The organism is Arthrobacter sp. PL16 (genome assembly GCF_035985055.1).
Classification (GTDB): Bacteria; Actinomycetota; Actinomycetes; order Actinomycetales; family Micrococcaceae; genus Arthrobacter_D; species Arthrobacter_D cheniae.
Genome location: NZ_JAXCIC010000006.1, coordinates 115,528 through 135,193, shown reverse-complemented (window position 1 = coordinate 135,193; position 19,666 = coordinate 115,528). Strand labels below are relative to the sequence as shown.

At 62.3% G+C, this 19,666-nt stretch carries 17 protein-coding genes; 10 read left to right on the top strand and 7 right to left on the bottom strand.

The features are described from left to right. Positions 1-74: 74 nt before the first annotated feature. From RCH21_RS13095 to RCH21_RS13085, 3 genes are read left to right on the top strand one after another with little or no spacing between them, the layout of a single operon-like run. Positions 75-248: a hypothetical protein gene (locus RCH21_RS13095; protein WP_326964757.1), complete on the top strand. Its 174-nt coding sequence runs from the start codon at positions 75-77 to the stop codon at positions 246-248. Beyond that, positions 245-1,732 (top strand): purine-cytosine permease family protein, encoded by a 1,488-nt coding sequence (locus RCH21_RS13090; RefSeq protein WP_326964756.1) that lies wholly within the window; start codon positions 245-247, stop codon positions 1,730-1,732. Before RCH21_RS13095 ends, RCH21_RS13090 begins: the two co-directional genes overlap by 4 nt. Further along, positions 1,729-2,826, top strand: coding sequence for an alcohol dehydrogenase catalytic domain-containing protein (locus tag RCH21_RS13085; protein WP_326964755.1), 1,098 nt, complete (start codon positions 1,729-1,731; stop codon positions 2,824-2,826). The genes RCH21_RS13090 and RCH21_RS13085 overlap by 4 nt, the downstream gene beginning before the upstream one ends. Before the next feature lie 502 nt (positions 2,827-3,328). Here RCH21_RS13085 and RCH21_RS13080 read toward each other — a convergent pair. The 3 genes from RCH21_RS13080 to RCH21_RS13070 form a co-directional block, all read right to left on the bottom strand. Then, entirely contained in the window at positions 3,329-3,490 is a 162-nt protein-coding gene (locus tag RCH21_RS13080; RefSeq protein ID WP_326964754.1) for a hypothetical protein, read from the bottom strand. A 49-nt stretch (positions 3,491-3,539) separates the two neighbouring features. After that, positions 3,540-3,674 (bottom strand): hypothetical protein, encoded by a 135-nt coding sequence (locus tag RCH21_RS13075; protein WP_326964753.1) that lies wholly within the window; start codon positions 3,672-3,674, stop codon positions 3,540-3,542. A 78-nt stretch (positions 3,675-3,752) separates the two neighbouring features. Beyond that, entirely contained in the window at positions 3,753-4,304 is a 552-nt protein-coding gene (locus RCH21_RS13070) for a 4-hydroxythreonine-4-phosphate dehydrogenase PdxA (RefSeq protein WP_326964752.1), read from the bottom strand. A gap of 158 nt (positions 4,305-4,462) precedes the next feature. Here RCH21_RS13070 and RCH21_RS13065 point away from each other — a divergent pair, with 158 nt between their 5' ends. Continuing rightward, positions 4,463-5,275, top strand: coding sequence for a glycosyltransferase (locus RCH21_RS13065; RefSeq protein ID WP_326964751.1), 813 nt, complete (start codon positions 4,463-4,465; stop codon positions 5,273-5,275). Then, on the top strand, positions 5,269-6,294 hold the full coding sequence (locus RCH21_RS13060; protein WP_326964750.1) for a glycosyltransferase: 1,026 nt from the start codon (positions 5,269-5,271) through the stop codon (positions 6,292-6,294). Before RCH21_RS13065 ends, RCH21_RS13060 begins: the two co-directional genes overlap by 7 nt. A 4-nt stretch (positions 6,295-6,298) precedes the next feature. Here the strand turns inward: RCH21_RS13060 and RCH21_RS13055 are convergent, their stop codons facing one another. Next, positions 6,299-7,213 carry a 2-hydroxyacid dehydrogenase gene (locus RCH21_RS13055; RefSeq protein ID WP_326964749.1) on the bottom strand — a complete coding sequence of 305 codons (915 nt, stop codon included), beginning with the start codon at positions 7,211-7,213 and terminating at the stop codon, positions 6,299-6,301. Positions 7,214-7,380: 167 nt separating this feature from the next. Between RCH21_RS13055 and RCH21_RS13050 the strand changes: the two genes are divergently transcribed. Both RCH21_RS13050 and RCH21_RS13045 read left to right on the top strand, forming a co-directional pair. After that, on the top strand, positions 7,381-8,763 hold the full coding sequence (locus RCH21_RS13050; protein ID WP_326964748.1) for a D-arabinono-1,4-lactone oxidase: 1,383 nt from the start codon (positions 7,381-7,383) through the stop codon (positions 8,761-8,763). A gap of 55 nt (positions 8,764-8,818) precedes the next feature. Then, positions 8,819-9,649 (top strand): glycosyltransferase family 8 protein, encoded by an 831-nt coding sequence (locus tag RCH21_RS13045; RefSeq protein WP_326964747.1) that lies wholly within the window; start codon positions 8,819-8,821, stop codon positions 9,647-9,649. An 865-nt stretch (positions 9,650-10,514) separates the two neighbouring features. Here the strand turns inward: RCH21_RS13045 and RCH21_RS13040 are convergent. The 3 genes from RCH21_RS13040 to RCH21_RS13030 form a co-directional block, all read right to left on the bottom strand. After that, the gene (locus RCH21_RS13040) at positions 10,515-10,850 is read right to left on the bottom strand and encodes a hypothetical protein (protein WP_326964746.1); all 336 of its coding nucleotides are present in this window, start codon (positions 10,848-10,850) and stop codon (positions 10,515-10,517) included. A gap of 58 nt (positions 10,851-10,908) precedes the next feature. Next, the gene (locus RCH21_RS13035) at positions 10,909-11,250 is read right to left on the bottom strand and encodes a histone-like nucleoid-structuring protein Lsr2 (protein ID WP_326964745.1); all 342 of its coding nucleotides are present in this window, start codon (positions 11,248-11,250) and stop codon (positions 10,909-10,911) included. 127 nt (positions 11,251-11,377) lie between these two features. Continuing rightward, complete coding sequence (locus tag RCH21_RS13030; RefSeq protein WP_326964744.1) at positions 11,378-12,514, bottom strand: hypothetical protein; 1,137 nt, start codon at positions 12,512-12,514, stop codon at positions 11,378-11,380. A 1,133-nt stretch (positions 12,515-13,647) separates the two neighbouring features. Here RCH21_RS13030 and RCH21_RS13025 point away from each other — a divergent pair. The 3 genes from RCH21_RS13025 to RCH21_RS13015 are packed head-to-tail and all read left to right on the top strand — an operon-like array spanning position 13,648 to position 19,516. Next, complete coding sequence (locus tag RCH21_RS13025; RefSeq protein ID WP_326964743.1) at positions 13,648-16,350, top strand: DNA methyltransferase; 2,703 nt, start codon at positions 13,648-13,650, stop codon at positions 16,348-16,350. Then, on the top strand, positions 16,347-18,317 hold the full coding sequence (locus tag RCH21_RS13020; protein WP_326964742.1) for a DEAD/DEAH box helicase: 1,971 nt from the start codon (positions 16,347-16,349) through the stop codon (positions 18,315-18,317). Before RCH21_RS13025 ends, RCH21_RS13020 begins: the two co-directional genes overlap by 4 nt. After that, positions 18,314-19,516, top strand: a complete 1,203-nt coding sequence (locus RCH21_RS13015; protein ID WP_326964741.1) for a GIY-YIG nuclease family protein — start codon at positions 18,314-18,316, stop codon at positions 19,514-19,516. Before RCH21_RS13020 ends, RCH21_RS13015 begins: the two co-directional genes overlap by 4 nt. Positions 19,517-19,666 lie beyond the last annotated feature (150 nt).

The following is a 19,666-nucleotide window of genomic DNA, read 5'->3' as shown; positions in this document are numbered from 1 at the left end:
TGCATCGACAGCCCACATGATAGACACAACCATGTATCCAAGCCGAGCGGAATTCGAGAATCGGAGAACGCACCATGGATTCAGCTGACGCAACAACGGCCTCCGATCTGCACCGGAGGCTGGAGGAGATTTCCGCTCACGAGCACGGCGATCCGTCCCGGGCTCCGCTCTCGGCCCGGGACCTCACGCTGTTCACCCTTGTGACCCTGGGGATCACCCTGCTCGGGTTCCTGGTGCTTGTGCTATGAGCACGGAGGGGAAGCGTCGGAACAGCGCGAAGGCCGGTGACAGGGCCGACGCGAAGGCCGATGGCGAGAGCGTCGGAGCGCTCGGTTCGCTGCCCCTGCTCCGTGGCGAACGGATCTGGAACGGATCCGACTTCACCGGCGTCAACATCAGCCTCGCCATCGCCACCTGGGCGTTCCTCGTGGGCGGGTCCACGGCGCTGCTCGTCGGATTCCAGCAGGGCGTCGCCGCGATGGTCATCGGCAACGCGATCGGCCTCGGGTTCATGATCCTGGCCAGCGTCGTCGCCAGCCAGCGCTACGGCGTCGAGCAGTACACCATCCTCCGACCGGTGTTCGGGCTGGTCGGCGTGGGCATCCTGGTCTTCACCGTCATCCTGATCACCGAGATGGGCTGGTCCTCCCTGCTGGCCATCATGGTGGGCAGGGCCGTCACGCAGGTCTCGAACTCCGCCGTCGGCACCGACTTCGGCCCGGAAAGCCTCATGGTGACGTTCTTCGCCCTCGTCGCGATCGCCGTCTCCTGGTGGATCCTCTCCCGCGGGCCCGTGACCATCGGCCGGTTCAACAAGTTCATCGCGCCGGGCCTGATCGTGGTGACCGTCTTCCTCATGGTCTTCCTCGTCCTCAACACGTCCTGGAACACCCTGCTCACCGCCGCACCGCTCGCCCCCTTCGAGGACGACCGCCTCAACTTCGCCCTCGCCGTCGAGTTCAATGTCGGCGTCGGTGTGTCCTGGTATCCGGTCATGGGGTCCCTCGCCCGGCTGACCAAGACACCCAGGGCCGCGCTGTGGCCCTCCTACGGCGGGCTGCTCGGAGCCACGCTGATCGCGCAGATCGTCGGGATGGCCGCCGCCCTGACGTTGGGCGATTCGGACCCGACCGTCTGGATGCTGCCCTTCGGCGGGCCGATCCTCGGCGCCTTCATCCTGCTGTTCATCGCGTTCGCGAACATCACCAGCACGTCCTCGATCGTCTACTCCACGGTGCTCGCTATCCGGCAGGCGAGCGGCAACCTGCTCTCGCGGGTCCGGTGGGCGTGGCTGTGCGCGGCGTTCTTCGTCCTGCCCTCCATCCTCGCGTTCTTCCCCGGCTTCATGTACACGCGGTTCATGACCTTCGTGACCCTCAGCGGCGCCTTCCTGGCTCCGATGTGCGGAGCGATCATCGCCGACTACTTCGTGCTCCGCCGTCAGCGGGTCGCCCTCGAGGACCTGTATCGCCACCGCACCGAGAGCGCGTACCACTTCCACGGCGGCGTCAACCTGGCCGGGCTCGGTGCCGTCGCCGCCGGAGCCATCTTCTACCTGGTGATCTACAACCCGGTCACCCTCACGGCGCAGCCGATCTTCGGCTACATCACGGCGTCCTTCCCCTCGGCGATCGTCGGCGCGGTGGTCTACTACGTCCTCGCGCGCGTGCTCTACGTCCGTCGCGGTGTCGGCGGCTACGGTCCCGCCGAGAAGGTCGAGCGGCGCGCATGAGCCGCCCCTCGCGGGCTGCCATCCACCGGATCGGTTCGCGAAGCCTCGAGCTGACGACCGTTGAGGTGGCCGATCCCGGGCCGGGAACCGTCCTCGTCCGTATGGGTGCGTCCGGCGTGTGCGGGTCGGACCGCCACGTGCTCGACGGCGACTGGACGCTGCCCTCGCCCACGGTGATGGGGCATGAGGGCGCGGGCACGGTCGAGGCGATCGGCGACGGCGTCATCGACGTGGAGGTCGGCGACCACGTCATCCTCTCCTGGTTCTACCCGTGCCGGCGCTGCACCGCGTGCCTCTCGGGGAAGTCCTACGTGTGCACGGGCAGCCGGTCGGAGGAGTGCCTCCTGCCCGACGGCAGCACCCCGCTCACGCTCGACGGCGACCGCGTGTTCCCCTACCTGACCGTCGGATCCATGAGCGAGTACGCCGTCGTGCCCGAGGCTGGTGCCATCCGCATTCCGAAGGAGGTCCCGTTCGACGTCGCGAGCCTCATCGGGTGCTCCGTCGCGACGGGCTTCGGGGCCGTGGTGAACGACGCCGGCGTGGAAGCGGGCACGTCCGCCGTCGTCGTCGGGACCGGTGGCGTGGGGCTCTCCATCATCCTGGCGCTGCGGCTGGTGGGAGCGCATCCGATCATCGCCGTCGACCTCAGCGAGGACAAGCTCGCAGTGGCCAGGGACTTCGGGGCTACCCACACGCTCGTGCCGTCAGCGGGGCTTGTGGAAGAGATTCGGGAGCTCACAGGGGGAGGGGCGGCCTACGCCTTCGAGGCCATCGGGCGCGTCCAGACGATCGAGTCCCTGCCATCGCTTATCGCGCCGGGTGGCAAGGCCGTCATCGTCGGGTTGCCGCCGGAGAACAGTCCCGTGTCCATCGACGCGCTGGCGCTCGCGGAGAGCGGCAAGTCGCTCATCGGCTCGAACTACGGGTCGACCGTGCCCGGGCGGGACTTCCCGCGACTGGCCGAGCTGTATCTCGCGGGCCGATTGCCGGTAGACCGGCTCATCTCGCACCGCATCGGCCTCGGTGAGGTCAACGAGGCCTTCGACGCGATGCGTCGGGGTGAGCGGGCCCGTAGCGTCATCGTGTTCTAGGGATGACGGCGGCGGGTCGGCATACCGGTCGGACCGGGAGCAGCCAATACCCAACCCGCGCCGAGCGTTCGCGGTGCTTCGTTGTGCCGGCCGCGACCCGACCTCAACGTCGACGAGGGGCGGCGATCGCCGCCCCTCGTAGGACACTTGTCCGCCGGACATGACGCGACGACGGTGTTGTACGCCTCGAACCACATGGGTGAGCTGGTGGAGGGTGCGAAAGTACATCAGCCGGATCGACGAGAGGAGCCGGGCCCGTAGGTCCGGCTCCTCAAGACGCGGCGAACTGGCTCAGGCGCTCGTGTTCTTCGGCGATGACTTGGCCTTCTTGTCGGCGCGCTTCTCCTTGAGAGACTTTGCAGCGGCCGTTTTAGCGCCGCTCTTCTTAGGCGATTTGTCTGCCATGGGGAACTCCTCCATCAAAATTTCGACGTGCAGTGGTGGGCTGAGACTACTCCTCATCGCTCGGTGCAGGCACGGCTGGTGTTGTATCCCGCCTGAATCAATGACCTGGTTGCGAGATCCGGTCAGCGAAGCTGAGCAGGTCTGCGCCGAGCCGGCGGGCCCGACCCGCCACCGCGTCCGGGGCGTCGGCAGCAGGCGACGCCGGGCTGCTGGCCGGGGCAGGCACGGCCGGTTCGCGCTGGATGTCGATATCGAACACCACGTGATCCGGGTGGTGCCAGGTAGAGAAACCTCCACGCAGCAATGATTTACTCGCCTGGGTCGTCCGCTGATGCCGCGTCGTCGTCGTGCTCCTCGATGACCTTCCCGTCGTGGACGCGCTTGAGCTCGATGCCCTCGAGGTAGCTGGGCACGGGAGGGTCGAGGTCTTCATCGCTTGTCATAATCTCGATCCTAGGTGCCGATCATCAGGAATAGAGGCCTCCCTTTTCGCAGCCACGCCCAGCTACTCGTTCGCCTCCCTACTTCTTCTGCGCGGTCCGCCAGACGTGGTCCCAGCCCGGAGCCAGCGCAGCGGCTCGACGCATTGACAGCACGAGGCTCGTCTCCCGGGCAATACCCTGCCCCGCGATGTCGAACGCCGTGCCATGGTCCACCGAGACGCGGACGACAGGCAGACCGACGGTGATGTTCACGCCGTCGTCGCCGTAAACCGCCTCGAAGGGTGCGTGCCCTGATCGTGGTAGCAGGCGATGACCATGTTCCACTTGCCCTTGACCGCAGCGGGGATGAGCGCGTCTGCGGGAGATGGGCCCGTGGACGTTGATGACGTTCTCGCGGGCGGCGGCGACGGCGGGGGCGAGGATGTCAGCGTCATCGTTCCTGAACAGGCGGTTCTCTCCCGCGAGCGGGTTGAGCCCAGCGAGGCCGGTCGGCTCGTCCGGGTTGCCGAGCGCCTTAGTGAATGCGCTGACGACTACGCGCTGCTGGGATTCCGGGAGCTCGAGTTCCTGCGGCCCATAGCGCGAACCGGTCCGGTTGGCCGAGCAGCAACCCCAGGCCGCGTGGGGCACGTCACACAAGAAACGGTTGCGAGGACCCATCCTTTCGCTGGGCGTGGCAGAAGACCTTGTGTCACTGCCGTGGCACACGTCCACCTGACCTGACGGGAACCGATGTTCGTCATCACCTTGAACGGCGACCGCGGGGTCCGCGCCGCCCGTGCCGAGCAGTGACTCCCTCGAGGACCGCTTCGTCGGCACTGGTGGTCATCCCCGCGTTCGGATCGCCGGAGCTGACCGATGCGGTCGTGCGCGACCTGTGCCGCGACGGGAGCGACCTCGACCCGGCCCTGCGCATCGTGGTGGTCGACAACGCCGGTGATTACGTCCTCCCCGAGGGGAACATCTCGGTCCACCGCCCGGGGCGCAACCTGCGGTGGATCGGCGCCGCCAACTGGGCCCTGCAGACGGCGTCGAGCGATGGACTTGCGGTCTGCGTGGTGCTGAACAACGACATCCGCCTCTCGCCGGGGTTCCTCGACGGATTGCTCGCGCCCTTCTCGACAGCGGACGACATCGCGCTCGCGGCGGCCTGCTACGACGATTTCTGGCTCCACCAGCGGGCCCACGCGGTTCCGGGCACCGCCGCGGAGTACGTCCCGCGCGATGTGCTGCGCGACGTCGACTTCTGTGACGGCACCGCGATCGCGTTCGCGGTGCTTCCCGTCGTCGAGCTGGGGGGTCTGGACGAGGTCACCTTCCCCCGGCACGGTTACGGCGCGGACATCGACCTGGCGATCCGCGTGCGGGCGGCCGGCCTGCGGTGCGTGGTCACGGAAGGTGCCTACGTCTCGCACCTTCGGCGGCAGACGATGAACCGGACCGGTCAGTCCTCCGAGGGCAACCGGGCGGAGATCCTCAACGGACTGGACGCCAAGTGGGGCGACGAGTGGCGGGCGGACGTCGGGCTCGGCCCGGACTCGTTCCCCGCCCACAACACCGGGAGCGGCGCGTCCTGGTACCTGACGGCTCCGGCATGGTGAGCACTCACGGACGGTCTCCGGGGCGGATCGTCTACGCGGGTTTCGCCACGCGCCACCACAGCGGCGGCGTGCACGTGATGACCCAGCACGTCCGGCTGCTGCGTGAGCGCGGCCACGAGGCCTGGTTGTGGCTGCCCGACCCGGACGACCGCACCGACTGGATCGCCGACGACGTGCCGATGGTGTTCGGCGCCAGCACTCCGATCGGCGCCGACGACCTCCTGGTGCTGCCGGAGACACCGACCGTCCACGGCAGCGATCCGGCACCCGGAGCTCGCAAGGTCATCTTCAACCAGAACCACTTCTACACCTTTGCCGCCGGCGCACCCGGCGACGACTTCCCCGGGTGGACGCCGGCGCCCGCCATCTGGGTGGTGTCCGCGGAGAGCCGCGACGTGCTGTCCGCCGCGCTGCCCGGCCTGCAGGTGAGCGTGGTGCCCAACCCGATCGACGGCGAGCTGTTCGCCCCCGGCACCGCCGAGCAGCTCCGGGTGAGCTGGTTCCCCAAGAAGCGGCCGCGGGAGGGCTCGCTGCTGAAGCGGCTGCTGGCCGACGAGCCACGGCTCGCGGGGGTGGAGCTGGTGGAACTGATCCAGGCCCCGCGGGCGGAGGTGGCCGCCACCCTGGGGAGCTCGGCGGTCTTCATCGCCCTCGGGCACACCGAGAGCTTCGGTCTGCCGGTCGCCGAGGCGCTGGCCTCGGGCTGCCTCGTGGTGGGCTACGACGGCGGCGGCGGGCACGAGCTGTTCGAGGCACCCGGCGCATGGCGGGTCCCGGACCAGCGACCGCTGCTGATCCGCGACCAGGTGGCGTCCCTGATTCAGGACCTCGACGCCCTGGCGTCGGTCCGCGCGGCGAACCGCCGCTGGGTGCTCGACCGCTATCCGTTCGCCCGGACCGGCACGGCGCTGCAGGAGGCGGTCGCGGCCGCGTGGGCCCGGCCCGGCTCCGACGCCGTGGCCGTGCATCCGGTCGCCTGGCTCGACACCCTCGGCCCGCACTTCACGGCCTATGCCTGAGAACTCAGCCGGCGGCCTTCACGACGTTGACGAGGTCCTCGCCGGCCACGTAGCGGCGCACCTGCGCGTTGACCAGCGCGAAGGCTCGTGGGCCGGACTGCGCAATCGAGCCGGCGGCGTGCGGGGTGATGATCAGGTTCGGCGCGTTCCACAGCGGGTGGTCAGCAGGCAGGGGCTCCGGCTCCATCACGTCCAGGGCGGCGCGCAGCCGCCCAGACGTCAGTTCTGCGAGCAGTGCCGAGGTGTCGACGACCTTGCCGCGCGCCACGTTGACCAGCAGGGCGCCGTCGGGCATCCGGGACAGGAACTCGGCGTCCACGAGACCTGTCGTGGACGCCGTGAGCGGAACGGTCAGCACCACCACGTCGGCCTCGGGCAGCAGGCCCGGCAGCTCCGAGGTGGCGTGGATGCCGTCCCGTGCCGTGTGCGCCACGAGCACGGGAACGGCGTCGAAGCTCCGCAGGCGGCGCGCGGTCTGCTCTCCGAGGTCACCGGCGCCGATGATCAGGACGCGCTTGTCGCGCAGGTCGTCGGCCTCCATCGGGTTCCACCGGCCCTGTCGCTGCGCCTCACCGAAGTGGGGCAGCCGACGCAGCGTGGCCAGGACTACGGCCAGGACCAGTTCGGCGACAGCCGGGCCGTGCACGCCACGTGCGCTGCACAGGGTCACCCCGTCCGGGACGTGCTCGAGGATGTCCTCGACGCCGGCACTCGTCAACTGGGTGACCTCGAGCTTCGGCATGGCGGCGAACTTCTCGGCGAGGTTGGTGGAGTCCTCGACCTGCGGCACCCAGAAGACGGTCTCCGCCAGGCGCTCGGGCTTCTCGTCCTCGCCGTTCCAGACGATCACCTCGACCTCGTCGGGAAGGGCGCCGAGGAGATCATGGGCATTCGAATCGGGTACACATACGACAGTCATTTCGTCAGTGTAAACATCCCCCAGACGAGGCAGCGCTCCGGTGTCGGCAGGACTTCTACAGCACTGAGAAATTCGTTCACGGCGGCGGAAGACACCCGTGCCGGTGATCAGCCGTGCACGTCAGTGCGGCTTCGAAGGCAAAACCGAACTTCTACAGGAGACGCGTCATGACCATCACCCAGCTCACCTACCCTCACCAGGAGCCGGAGCTCACCGGCGAGGACACCCGGCTCCGCAACTGGGCCAGGAACTCCCGGCTGGGCCTGCCCGGCTCGGTCGTCGCGCCGGCCACCGAGGCAGAACTGTGCGACTTCCTGTACACCAGTGACGGCCGGGTCCGGATGATCGGGAGCCGGATGTCGCCCGGCAGGATGATCGAGGTCGCGGACGGAGCCGGCACGCTCCTGGACCTGAGCAGGCTGAGCGGCTTGATCTCCAGCACCGATGACACCGCGACCTTCGGTGGCTCGACCTCCTTGGCCGAGGTGTACGCGTTCCTCACCGCGCGAGGGCAGATGCTGGACGCCTCACCCGGGGTGATCGCCGAGCAGACGTTGGCCGGCGCCCTGTCCACCGGAACCCACGGGCAGGGCCTGCAGCAGAGCTCGATCGCCGGCGCCGCGCTGGCCATCCGGATGGTTTTGGCCGACGGCACGGTCGCGGAGTTCGACCATGACCACCCGGACTTCCCCGCCGTTCAGCTCGGCCTCGGCTCACTGGGCGTGATCACCGCCGTGACGTTGCGTGCACGGGAGTCGATGATCTACACCTGCGTCAAGAAGGCCGTCGACGCCGGCACCCTGGAAACGGACCTGGAGACCTGGAACCGAGAGAACATCCTGGTCAAGGCGTGGTGGTTCCCCCAGGAGAACCAGGTCCAGGTGTGGACCGCCAATGAGGCGTCCGACGACGAGGTCTCCCGCTACCGGGCCGGCGGCAGCCAGCTCGTGGAGTACGCGACGACCGATACGTCCATGAACAGCACCGTGGAGTCAACGCTGCAGCACCTCCGCGATGACAGCAAGGGCGTCGCCGACAACGGCAAGTCGCTCCGCACGGTGTCGCGCTTCCGGGACTTCACCGACGTCACGGGTGACATTTACCAGGTGTTCTGCAAGGGGATCGCGACCCCCCAGATCAACGTGGAGATCGGCATCCCGCTCGCGCAGGCCGGAGCGGTGATCAGGAAGATCAAGGACTGGCACGCGGAGACGCGCCCGCGGATGCACTACCCGGTGATCCTGCGCTGTACCGGCGCGTCCGAGGGATGGCTGAGCCCGTCCAATGGCCAGGACACCTGCTACTTCGGCTTCGTGGTCTACTACGCGGCGGACGGTTCGCTGTCCGAGGAGGGGAACAGCTTCCTTCGGGCAGTGGAACGGGCCCTGGCCGAGGAGGGTGGCAGGCCCCACTGGGGCAAGTACTTCGACGAGTCCCTCTACGACTGGCCGGCGCTCTACCCCCAGTGGGAAGCCTTCCGCCAGGTGCGCGAGGCGCTGGACCCGGAGCACAGGTTCGCGAATGCATTCACCGTTGCTCTACTCGACTGACCCGACCCCGCCACCTTCGATTTCCTGAACAGGAGCACCACCGATGAATGCCTGGGTGACCTTGCTGACTCAACCCGACTACCTGATCGGGGTCCGGACGCTGCGGGCGTCGCTCGCGGCCTCCGGCAGCACCAGCCCTCTCGTGGTCATGGTGACCGAGGGGATCGACGAGCAGGCCCGGCGCCTCCTGCAGGACGACGGGTGCCTCCTGCGCGACGTGGCACCGTTGCGTCCGGCCGGGGGATCGGCGGACAGCTACGCGAACTCCCGGTTCGCGGAGGTGTGGACCAAGCTGGCTGTCTGGGGCCTCACGGAGTTCGAGCGCGTCGTCTTCCTGGACGCCGACATGCTGGTGACCCGGAACATGGACGAGCTGTTCTCGCTGGACCTGGCCGACGGCGCCATCGCCGCCTGCCACGCCTGCCGGTGCAACCCCAACCGAATCGCGAGCTATCCGCCGAGCTGGACACCAGAAACCTGCTTCTACACGCACTGCCGGGGCGGGGACCACGTCACCGAACCGGACGCAACGGACAACTACCTGAACGGCGGCTTCCTCGTGCTGTCGCCCGACGAGGCCGTCCTCGCCGATATGGTGGCCCGGCTGGCGGCCGTCGAGGACCTCTCGCACTACCCGTTCGCCGAGCAGGACTTCCTCAACGAGTACTACCGCGACCGCTGGCAGCCGCTGCCCTACGTCTACAACGCGCTGAAGACCCTGCCGCACCAGCACCCGTCGGTCTGGGATCCGGCGTCGGTAAAGAACATCCACTACATCATCGACAAGCCATGGGCGAAGCCGCTCGACCCCGCCGACCGGTACGTCGAGGTGAACCGGCTCTGGTGGGAGATGGCCGACACTCTAAGCGCACCCGTCGGCTCCTGATCTCGCAGGCGAAGGTGCTTCGTCCGGGACCGACTACCGCGTCGAGGGGTTCAACCCTGCTGCATTCCGCGCCGCCAGGAAATGCGTCCGCATCGCGGCATCCGGTCCTCCTCGTGTTGTCGCCGATAACAGCGCATATGACAGTTCTTGGCGGTACCGTGAGCTCCTTAGTATGAGGGAGCAATGAAGCTGAGGGACGAGCGGTAGCAAGCCGGCACGGGCTTGTATCCCATGGGATCGAAGACACGAGAGTGAACTCACACGGCGGTCGATCCTGCGCGTGAAAGAACCAGCAGTTCTTCTGCTACGAACTCTTTGTGGTTGGCCGCGTAAATTTTGTTCTGGCCCACGCACGGACAGTACGAGGTAGTGCCGACAATCAGCCCTTGATCGTTTTTCCTGCTCTCGTCCCAGCCCGCATGAATGGAGGCTGTGCATGGCCACCGCTCGCTTGAGGTGAGCTTTCTCCGTGTCGGTGACGTGGTGGTTTTGTGCAGGCGAGCCCTTGGTTCCTGCTGTGCACATGGGTGCGGGACAAGCAGCGGAGCGTGGGGAGCTTGTGCCGTGCCCATGTGTACAGGAGGCGTTGATACGCGCCGGCATCTTTAATACCGTAGGAAGTGGCAAGTAGGGTATCGAGATGTCTACACAGGAACTTCGCAGGACCATCCAGCGGAAGCATCACGAGAGGTTCGATTAGTTTAAGCGCGTTATCATACTTGATGCGAATGTGTTCGACGCAAATTGAGTGTGTCAAGCCAATGTGGCCCCGGCAGGACGGTTATCTCTGGCCCCACCCGTGAACTCGATTGTCTGAGACGGTTGATGACTGTTTGAAGTCGGCTTGCGGCCAGAACGTTGCTGGCTAGGGCAGGTCGCGGGGGTTACGAAGTTCTCCCCACCCGAAATGACTTTCGGCGATTAAGTCTTGAAGCTCGCTTTGCACGGAACGAACGAGCGCGTCTACGCCACCGTCAAGACGGAGACTGCCAGATCCGCCCTCTTCGCCAAGTATCTGCCCCCTGACCCAAGTGTCGTTCGTCTTGATAACGGTGTCGGCGGGAAGCTCTCTGCCATTCGCGCGGTCGGCGACCCTCTCCAGCGAAAACGTCAACGATTGCAGCTCTCTGGGGCTGAGCATCGACTCGAAAATGGGCTCAAGGAGTCGCTTCACGTCTCGCACGTGCTTCAATTCGATCATGTGCTCACGATAGAAGTGCTCGACTCATAACCAGCTACATCCATCCTTACAGACTCAGCTACTTATTGGCCTGGTTGTAGGCATCCACGATCGACTGCGAAACCCGGCCGCGAGAGTTCGGGTTGCGGCCGTTGTCCTGCGCCCACAGACGAATCTTCTGCACCTCGTCGCGCTTCACGCGACTCGTGGAGGTCCCACGCTGCCCACCCTGACCCCTACGGCCACCAGACGCCTTACGGGCCACATCAACGTACTGCGAGAGCGTGAAGCGCAGTTCGGAGGCATTGTCTGCGATCAGATCAATCTCATACTCAGTACCATCTAGGCCAAAGCGAACCGTCTCCTGTGCTTCCTCACCGTTGAGATCGTCTACCAGTTGGACTTGTACACGCTGCGCCAATTTCTACTCCTAGAATATCGATATGGATCAGTAAACCTCAGCCACTGACTCTATCGCATATCACTTAGGTGCCGCACATAGAAAAATTAGGTGTTCTAACTTAGGGTCGCACACCTGTAGTCGTCGCCTAAAAGAGCAGTCCGTATTGTCTACCGGAGTTCATGGACAGCGAGACGCTGTTCGTGGCGGATGCCTTTTGACTTTCGACTCCTGCCGCGTCGGTAACTGTTAGGGTGAACTGTCCTCGTCCGTCCGTTGCGCACGGATCGCGCGTAAACAAGAGGAATGTGCCCTGGTAGGTTTCTAAACCGTGCTGTTCAGCGATTGGCAGATTTATTATGTCCATGCTGTTATCGCTAAAACGAATAGTACGTTCGACGAACGGATAACCCTCGATTCGAATGTAGACGGCACCCAATGTAGTATTCTTAGCAAACTTTTTAGAGTCGAGGCCGAAGAAGACTCTCGTTCCGCGGGGTGTGTTCAGTTGGCTTCCTGGGCTTCCCTGACCACGGTTTCTAATGATCGAAGATGCGTTTACCCACAAAGCTTTGGCGGCAGCGAGCTGCACAGGAAGGTCGCCGTCAATCTCGTGTGTGGCGGTAGAGGCAAGGTAGCGCCGAGTTGCCCGTGTCTTCTCTTCTCGTAATTGCCGGGGCTTAGGCAAGCTGCGATGACGTAAGCGATAATCATCGAGCACGTCTGATAATAGGTCTGCGGTTTTCCATGTGTCTTCGAACCAGTCCAAAACTGGCTTCGCTCGCTTCAGGTGCCAATATCCTGCAGTCGATGGAGCATCAGTCCAAACCTGCTTAGTAACGACTTCGGCCCCAGTCGATAATGCGCTGACGGTGAGGTTCGCTGATCCCACGATCAAACCGCTCAAATTGAGCCACTCCTCTCCGCGAAAGGCGAACGCCTTTGCGTGGAATGCGGATGGAGGCTGCAAGGTGGGTGATGCCAGCACCGCCTGTCCATTCGGAACTCGGACTTCTGCATTATTGAGTTCGCTAAGCCGGACGAGCGCCTTGGGTTGAGTGAAGCCAAAATCAATGCTGACGAGGAACCGTTTGCGTGCCGCATTCCAGGCCTCGCCGGACAACCTGTTGTCCAGCAAACGAACACCTTCACCTGAAGCATATGCGACGGCGACGTCGACGTACTCATAGCTTGCTCGTTCGGAGGCGTCCGCGAGGGCCTCAAGAACTACACTGACTCTGCCAACGCTCGGATCTTGCGCATGAACGGACACTTCGTAGGTCACTGGTGGTTCCTTCTCTTGAGCTTGCGCAAACGGTGGTTATCTTCGGTGCAGTCGCGACCCGTTTTCGCGCCGACGTCGTTGCCTCGAAGATTCTCGGTTGTACCGTACCAGCGCTGCTGTAGATGGGTACTAGATGCATTGCATTGAGCGAAAGCGGCAGCCCCTATAGGGTGCTCACGCTGTCTTCCAGGTTCCGCGTGCTAAGCCCAGATGGCATTCGCACCGTCTCATCGAGCGCTCCTACGAGGTCAACGGTCGCTGCAATCGGGCGAGTTTCTAGGGACTCCCGTTCATGCTGTTCATTTGTTAGACGCACCACGAGCAAGGTCACCACGCCGCCCATGACAGCAGTGATGAAAGAACCGGCCGCACCGCTTCAAGGTTCGTACACCATAGTTCCCCACTACTTAGTGGGGGTATGGCGAGAATCCACGCTGACAATGCTCTTCAACGTCAAACCACGGCAGCAGTCTTTGAAGTTGCGAATCTTAGCTGCCCGGGCTCTCCAACGGAGAGAGCACTTGAGTGAGAAGGTAATTCTTGATTAGTACACCGCCCGGTACTTTCATCTCGCTGCAAGGATAGGTCATGCACGGTACGTGCGAGCAGGATGCGTAGCGCCCTCGACCTCAAGTGTCCCGCTCACGTGCGCCCCCGAGGGCCTATGGCGGGCACGTGTGGGTGCTTTGTTATTACAATTTTGAAGGCCGCTATCTGGGACGCTTTCAGTGGAGACGAGGCGTTCCAGGAAGAGGTGAAGCCGTCGTGAAACGAGGCTCTACTGTAGGGGATACCTTTCGTCTCAGAGCGGTTGCGCGAGGGCGGGATGGCGAGGCTCCTTGAGATCGCCCCTGGGGACTCGTCTCTCGCCGAGCTGGTCCTCCTTGAGGATCTCATCTACCGCCGTGTCTGGCGGCCTGAACAGGGTGTACTGAATTCGGACCGTTACGATCGAGAGTGCGTCGAGTTCCAGATGCGGAAGCAGAACCGTCAGCTGACGAAATCGCGGTCTCTGAGTTACGACGACGATGTGCGCAGCAGTTGCACGGCAATGCCCGATTGCAACTGGCTGCCAGCAACCGCAGCTCGGCGGTAGCCACTTGTGCGACGGATGAAACAGAAGAAGGAACGGCATGGTGAAGCTCAACCTCAAGGCTATTCAGGAGCGCGTCACCCCGCTAGGCGGGCGCGCGTCATACGATCGCGAGATCATCTTTGAGCTGCTGCTTGCTTACGGCCGTTCTCAAGGGAACATCACTCGCCTTCGTAACGGTTCTTTGAACATCGCCGATGACAAGTCTTGTGAGGTTGCTCAGAAGAACGTCCTCTACTTCCACGAGACAGCTGGCGACCCTCTCGCGGTGATTGAGGAGTTGCGGACCGCGCCGGCCGTGGTGCGCTATAACACCCGCTTCGTCATCGTCACTGACTACACCGAATTGGCCGCGGTCGATACGAAGACCGGCGAAAACCTCATCGTTCCGATCCGGGACATAGACAGGCACTTCACGTTCTTCCTTCCCTGGGCAGGCATGGAGAAGGCACAGTACGTTGCCGAAGCTCACGCAGACGTGAAAGCTGCCGAGCGGATGGGGAGGCTCTTCGATGAGCTGCTAGCGGCGAACCCACATCTGCTCGACGCGCCGACTGGGCGCCATGCACTCAACGTTTTCTTCACCCGGCTGTTGTTCTGCTTCTTTGCTGAAGACACGGGTATCTTCGGTGAGGGTCAGTTCACCAACGCCGTCGGCTCCCACACCCAGCCGGACGGCTCCGACGTCGCCGAGTTCCTCACTGCAGTTTTCAATGCCCTCGACACTGAGCACGCGAGCGAAAGACCAAACCACCTGTCCGGCTTCCCGTACGTCAACGGACGCCTGTTTACTGGGGCACCGGGTCAGGTGATCCCGACGTTCACGAAAAGGGCTCGAGACCTGCTCATCGAGTCCGGCACTCTAATTTGGAGAGAGATTAACCCCGACATTTTTGGGTCGATGTTTCAAGCGATCGTTACGCCGGGCAAGCGCTCCGATCTGGGTCAGCACTACACGTCAGTACCGAACATCCTCAAGACAATCGAGCCGCTTTTCCTTGATGCGTTGAAGGGGGAGTTTGATGCTGCCTACGACTTGCCAAAGAGGCTTGCAGCGTTGTTGGAGCGCATTAGCGCAATTAGAGTTTTCGACCCTGCTTGCGGGTCCGGCAACTTCCTCGTCATTGCCTACAAGGAGTTGCGCCGCCTGGAGCACGCGATCTTAGAACGCCTGTTCGACATCGATCCGAAGCACCAGACGCTGTATGCCGAGTCGAAGATCCACATCGAGCAATTTTACGGCATCGAGATTGACGACTTCGCCGTCGAGGTTGCAATCCTTTCGTTATGGATCGCAAAGCATCAGATGAACTCTGAGTTCAAAGAAAAATTCAACATCTCTATCCCGCTGATCCCACTCAAAGAGACAGGTCAGATTCAGCACGGCAATGCCGCCCGAGTCGACTGGCAGGCAGTCTGTCCGAATTACGGCGACAAAGAAATCTACCTCATTGGAAACCCACCCTATGCGGGTGCAAAGACACAAACAAATGAGCAGAAGGCGGATTATAACTTTGTTTTCGGCCGGCGCCCGTTCTCGAGGAATTTAGACTACATCGCCCTTTGGTTTGTCAAGGGTGCTGACTACATTGAAGGCACCCGCGCCGAACTTGCTTTTGTGACGACGAACTCAGTTGCTCAAGGTGAGCATGTCGGTCTCATGTTTCCTATAATATTCGCTAAAGGGATAGAGATCGGATTTGCATACACCTCCTTCAAATGGGAGAACAACGCTAAGCGCAATGCAGGTGTTACTGTTGCTGTCATTGGAATGCGTAATAGAAACTCTCGTCCTAAGTATGTGTATACGGATGACATTCAAATCGCGGCGAAGAACATTAATGGCTACCTCGCTGAAGGGACCGATGTCGTCATAGAGCGGCGCAAGAAGCCGCTTGGTGTCCCCCTTCCCACCATGGCTTTTGGGTCGATGCCGCGCGATGGTGGTGGTCTTATCCTGTCGCCAGAAGAACGGGAACAAATGATTGCTGACGATCCGGGAAGTCAGCAGTTCATCAAGCGCTACATGGGCTCATCGGAAGCGATCAACGACGGCGAACGATACTGCTTGTGGATCCCAGATGGATCGGCCGCCGCCGCCCGATCAATCGCCGCAATCGAGTCACGCCTTGCCCGTGTTGCGACTGAGCGAAGTCATAGCAAGGCGGGCAGTACTGCCTCGTATGCAGCCCAACCACATAGATTCGTACAGATCAGTTATAAGCCGACAGACTCAATCATCATGCCGCGTGTCTCATCCGCGCGTCGCGTGTACATCCCGATCGAATATCTGGGCCCAGACACGGTCATCTCGGATGCCGCGTTTGCTGTTTACGATGCGGAGCCCTGGCTCTTCGCGTTATTGACGTCGCGAATGCATATGGCATGGACGGGGGCTGTTGCCGGGCGGATGAAGACGGACTTCCGCTACTCGAACACAATCGTCTACAACAATTTTCCGGTCCCACCGTTGACTGATGTCACAAAGGAGGATCTCACCGCTGCAGCGCTGCGGGTGCTCGACGTGCGCCAGTACCACTGCGAGAAAAATCTGGCCGAGCTATATGACCCTGATGTCATGCCACCCGACCTGCTCGCTGCTCATGCCGACATAGACGCGTTGGTCGATTCGATCTACTCCAAGCGTCGCTATGAGTTGGATGAGCAAAGATTGTCTGACCTCTTTGCAATGTATGAGGCGATGACGGAAGCAGAAGCCGAGAAGGGGAGCAGGAAGAGATGAACAGGTCGCTCAACGTTGTTGACCTGACCTATGCCCGGACAAGCGCGTCGGTGAACACTGACGCGATGGGGATGCGGGAGATGCAGCAACGCGTCTTCGCTAAGCGAGACGCGCAGCACCTGCTGGTCAAGGCGCCGCCCGCTTCCGGTAAATCGCGGGCGCTGATGTTCGTGGCGCTGGACAAGCTGTACAACCAGGGCCGCAAGAAGGTCATCGTCGCGGTTCCGGAACGATCGATCGGAGCGTCGTTCTCCCCCACGAAGCTCACTGCCCACGGGTTCTTCGCTGACTGGGAAATCAAAGACGAACACAACCTCTGCAACCCTGGTTCGTCGCAGGGCAAGGTTGACGCATTCATCGAGTTCCTTGAGGGCACGGATGCAACTCTGGTATGCACACACGCCACGTTGCGGTTCGCGTTCGAGAAGATTGCGCCCGAGTCGTTCAACGGTACTGTTTTGGCGATCGATGAGTTCCACCACGTCTCAGCGGACACGGAAGCTAATCGGCTTGGGGCGTTGCTGCGTGATGTGATGAATGGCTCCAATGTGCACATCGTCGCGATGACCGGCTCCTACTTCCGCGGCGACTCCGTCCCTGTGCTCTCCACAGAGGACGAAGCGAAGTTCACTCCGGTCACGTTCAACTACTACGACCAGCTGAATGGGTACGAACACCTTAAATCACTCGGCATCGGCCATCACTTCTACCAGGGGCGCTACACCGACGCGATCGGCGAAGTCCTGGACCTCGACAAGAAGACGATCGTCCACATCCCGAACGTGAACTCGGGCGAGTCAACGAAGGACAAGATCGAAGAGGTCGGCTTCATCATCGATTCGATCGGCGAAGTCGTCGGGACCGAAGACACCGGCATCATCCTGATCCGACGGACCGACACAGACAAGGTCCTGCGGGTTGCGGACCTGGTCGACGATGCGGACCAGGTGAAGCGAGCTCAGACCCTTCACTACCTCTCGACGGTCGCCTCCAAAGACCCCGGCGGCGTCGACATCATCGTCGCGCTGGGAATGGCGAAGGAAGGGTTCGACTGGCCCTTCGCCGAGCATGCCCTGACTGTGGGCTATCGGGCGTCTCTCACCGAGGTGATTCAAATCATCGGTCGAGTCACCCGTGACAGCCCGGGCAAGGAACACGCCCAGTTCACCAACCTCATTGCCGAGCCCGATGCATCTCAGGGCGAAGTGAAGGTATCGGTCAACAACATGCTGAAGGCAATCACCGCGTCGCTGCTCATGGAGCAAGTGCTGGCCCAAAACTTCACCTTTAAGACCAAGCGAAACGATGATGATGCGACTGAGCCTGGAACGATCAAGATCAAAGGCTTCAAGGAGCCATCAACTGTTCGGGTGAAGCAGATCGTGGAAACCGACCTCAACGACCTGAAGGCCACCATCCTGCAGGATGATACGTTCGCCAAAGCTGCAGCGGGAAGCGTCGACCCCGAGGTCACGAACAAGGTCCTGATACCGAAGATCATCCGCGAACGGTACCCAGACCTCGACGACTCCCAGGTCGAGGAGGTGCGCCAACAGGTCGTCGTGGACTCGGTCATCAAGAACAGTCAGGTTCGCGACGTCGGCGACAAGCGCTTCATCAGGATGGCAGAGAAGTTCGTCAACATCGATGACATCAGCATCAACCTCATCGACTCCGTAAACCCTTTCCAACGAGCGTTCGAGGTCATGTCCAAGTCGGTGACCCCAACCGTGCTCAAAATCATCTCTGATGCAATCACCGCCACTCGAGTTGAGATCACGGCCGAGGAAGCATTCGCGCTGTTCCCGAAGATCCAGAACTGGGCGAAGGTCAACGGACGCAAGCCAGACACCCGGTCGGACGACCCAACCGAAAAACGCTACGCCGAAGCGCTGCTATTTCTTCAGAAGAAAAAGCAGCAACACCTCGCGGAGCAACGAGCAACCCAGATGGCTGAAGAGTCATGAGCACCTTTGAGGACGAAGCGGATGTAGCTGACCTCCCGGATCCGCAGGCCGATATGCAATCGCTGATTGACTCTGATTCCGGTGGTTTGCTGGATCTTCCGGAGAAGTCGAAGAAGGTGACCGCTGCCGATCGGCTGGAGCGAGCCTTCCTCGAGATCGTGGAGTTTCGTCGCACACACGACAGGGTCCCTAGTTCAACGACTCGGCAAATTGCTGAACGTAAGCTCGGGGCTCGACTCGACGGAATCCTCGCCAATGACGAGAAGATCGCGGCGTTGGAACACCTCGATGAGCTTAAGCTACTCCGGACAGCTGAACCGCCGGCGACGATCGATGAGCTACTCGACGGCGATGAACTCGACCTACTAGGAGACGAGTCAGGACTCCTGGATCTCTCAGCGCTACCCCCGCGGAAGACACCCGACACACCCGACTCGGTCGCGAAGCGCATGAAGGCAACCGGATTCGAAGCGTTCGAGCCACTGTTTAAGGCCAAGCATGCTGAGTTGGCTGCTGGTCTCTTCCGGCTAATCCCGTTCCCGGGCGTTCAAACAATCGAGGAAGGTAACTTCTTCGTGCTCAACGGGATCATGCTGCTCATCGCCGACGTAGGAGACACGACCTACAAGTCGATCGGCGGGAAGCAGGAGCAGAAGCAGCGACTGCGGGTGATCTTCGAGAACGGCACTGAGTCGTCCATGTACCGACAGTCTCTTTCGATCCGTCTACATGAGCAAGAGGGGCAGGCTCTCGCGCGCACCGGTCACGACGTAGGCGAACTCGACGACGCAGACAAAGAGAGCGGGCACATCTACGTGCTCCGGTCCCTGAGCACCCACCCGCAGCTTGCCGGACTCAAGGATCTGCACAAGATCGGGTTCTCCCGCAACAGCGTCGAGAAGCGAATCGCAAACGCAGAGAAGTCGCCGACCTACCTCATGGCTCCTGTGACCATCGTCGAGACCTACCGCACGTACAACCTCAAGCCCTCCGCGCTGGAACATCTCCTGCACCGCGTCTTTGCCGAGGTGCGACTCGACATCACCCAGATCGACACGAAGGGCCGCGAGTACGATCCGTCGGAGTGGTTCGTTGTGCCGCTGAAGGTTATCAACCAGGCCATCAAGATGATCATGTCCGGCGAGATCATCGACTACGTCTACGACGCCTCGGCCCAACGGCTCGTGGAGCGTGACTGAGGGGCCCTCATCTGAGGTGCCATACCGACGGTAATAAGCTCGACGGCGCTTAGCGGCAGAACAGGTCCTGCAGAACGCTGTTCAGCGCCGCCCGGTGATCTAGCGGTTCGCGCGATTCCGGCTCTGCTTCAGCTACGCCGCGATTGATGG

Bases quoted from the DNA above. Each gene is read 5' to 3' on its own strand.
- RCH21_RS13090 (WP_326964756.1), top strand. From the start codon at position 245: ATGAGCACGGAGGGGAAGCGTCGGAACAGCGCGAAGGCCGGTGACAGG.
- RCH21_RS13040 (WP_326964746.1), bottom strand. From the start codon at position 10,850: ATGATCGAATTGAAGCACGTGCGAGACGTGAAGCGACTCCTTGAGCCC.
- RCH21_RS13050 (WP_326964748.1), top strand. From the start codon at position 7,381: ATGACCATCACCCAGCTCACCTACCCTCACCAGGAGCCGGAGCTCACC.
- RCH21_RS13075 (WP_326964753.1), bottom strand. From the start codon at position 3,674: ATGACAAGCGATGAAGACCTCGACCCTCCCGTGCCCAGCTACCTCGAG.
- RCH21_RS13015 (WP_326964741.1), top strand. From the start codon at position 18,314: ATGAGCACCTTTGAGGACGAAGCGGATGTAGCTGACCTCCCGGATCCG.
- RCH21_RS13085 (WP_326964755.1), top strand. From the start codon at position 1,729: ATGAGCCGCCCCTCGCGGGCTGCCATCCACCGGATCGGTTCGCGAAGC.
- RCH21_RS13055 (WP_326964749.1), bottom strand. From the start codon at position 7,213: ATGACTGTCGTATGTGTACCCGATTCGAATGCCCATGATCTCCTCGGC.
- RCH21_RS13020 (WP_326964742.1), top strand. From the start codon at position 16,347: ATGAACAGGTCGCTCAACGTTGTTGACCTGACCTATGCCCGGACAAGC.
- RCH21_RS13025 (WP_326964743.1), top strand. From the start codon at position 13,648: ATGGTGAAGCTCAACCTCAAGGCTATTCAGGAGCGCGTCACCCCGCTA.
- RCH21_RS13095 (WP_326964757.1), top strand. From the start codon at position 75: ATGGATTCAGCTGACGCAACAACGGCCTCCGATCTGCACCGGAGGCTG.
- RCH21_RS13060 (WP_326964750.1), top strand. From the start codon at position 5,269: ATGGTGAGCACTCACGGACGGTCTCCGGGGCGGATCGTCTACGCGGGT.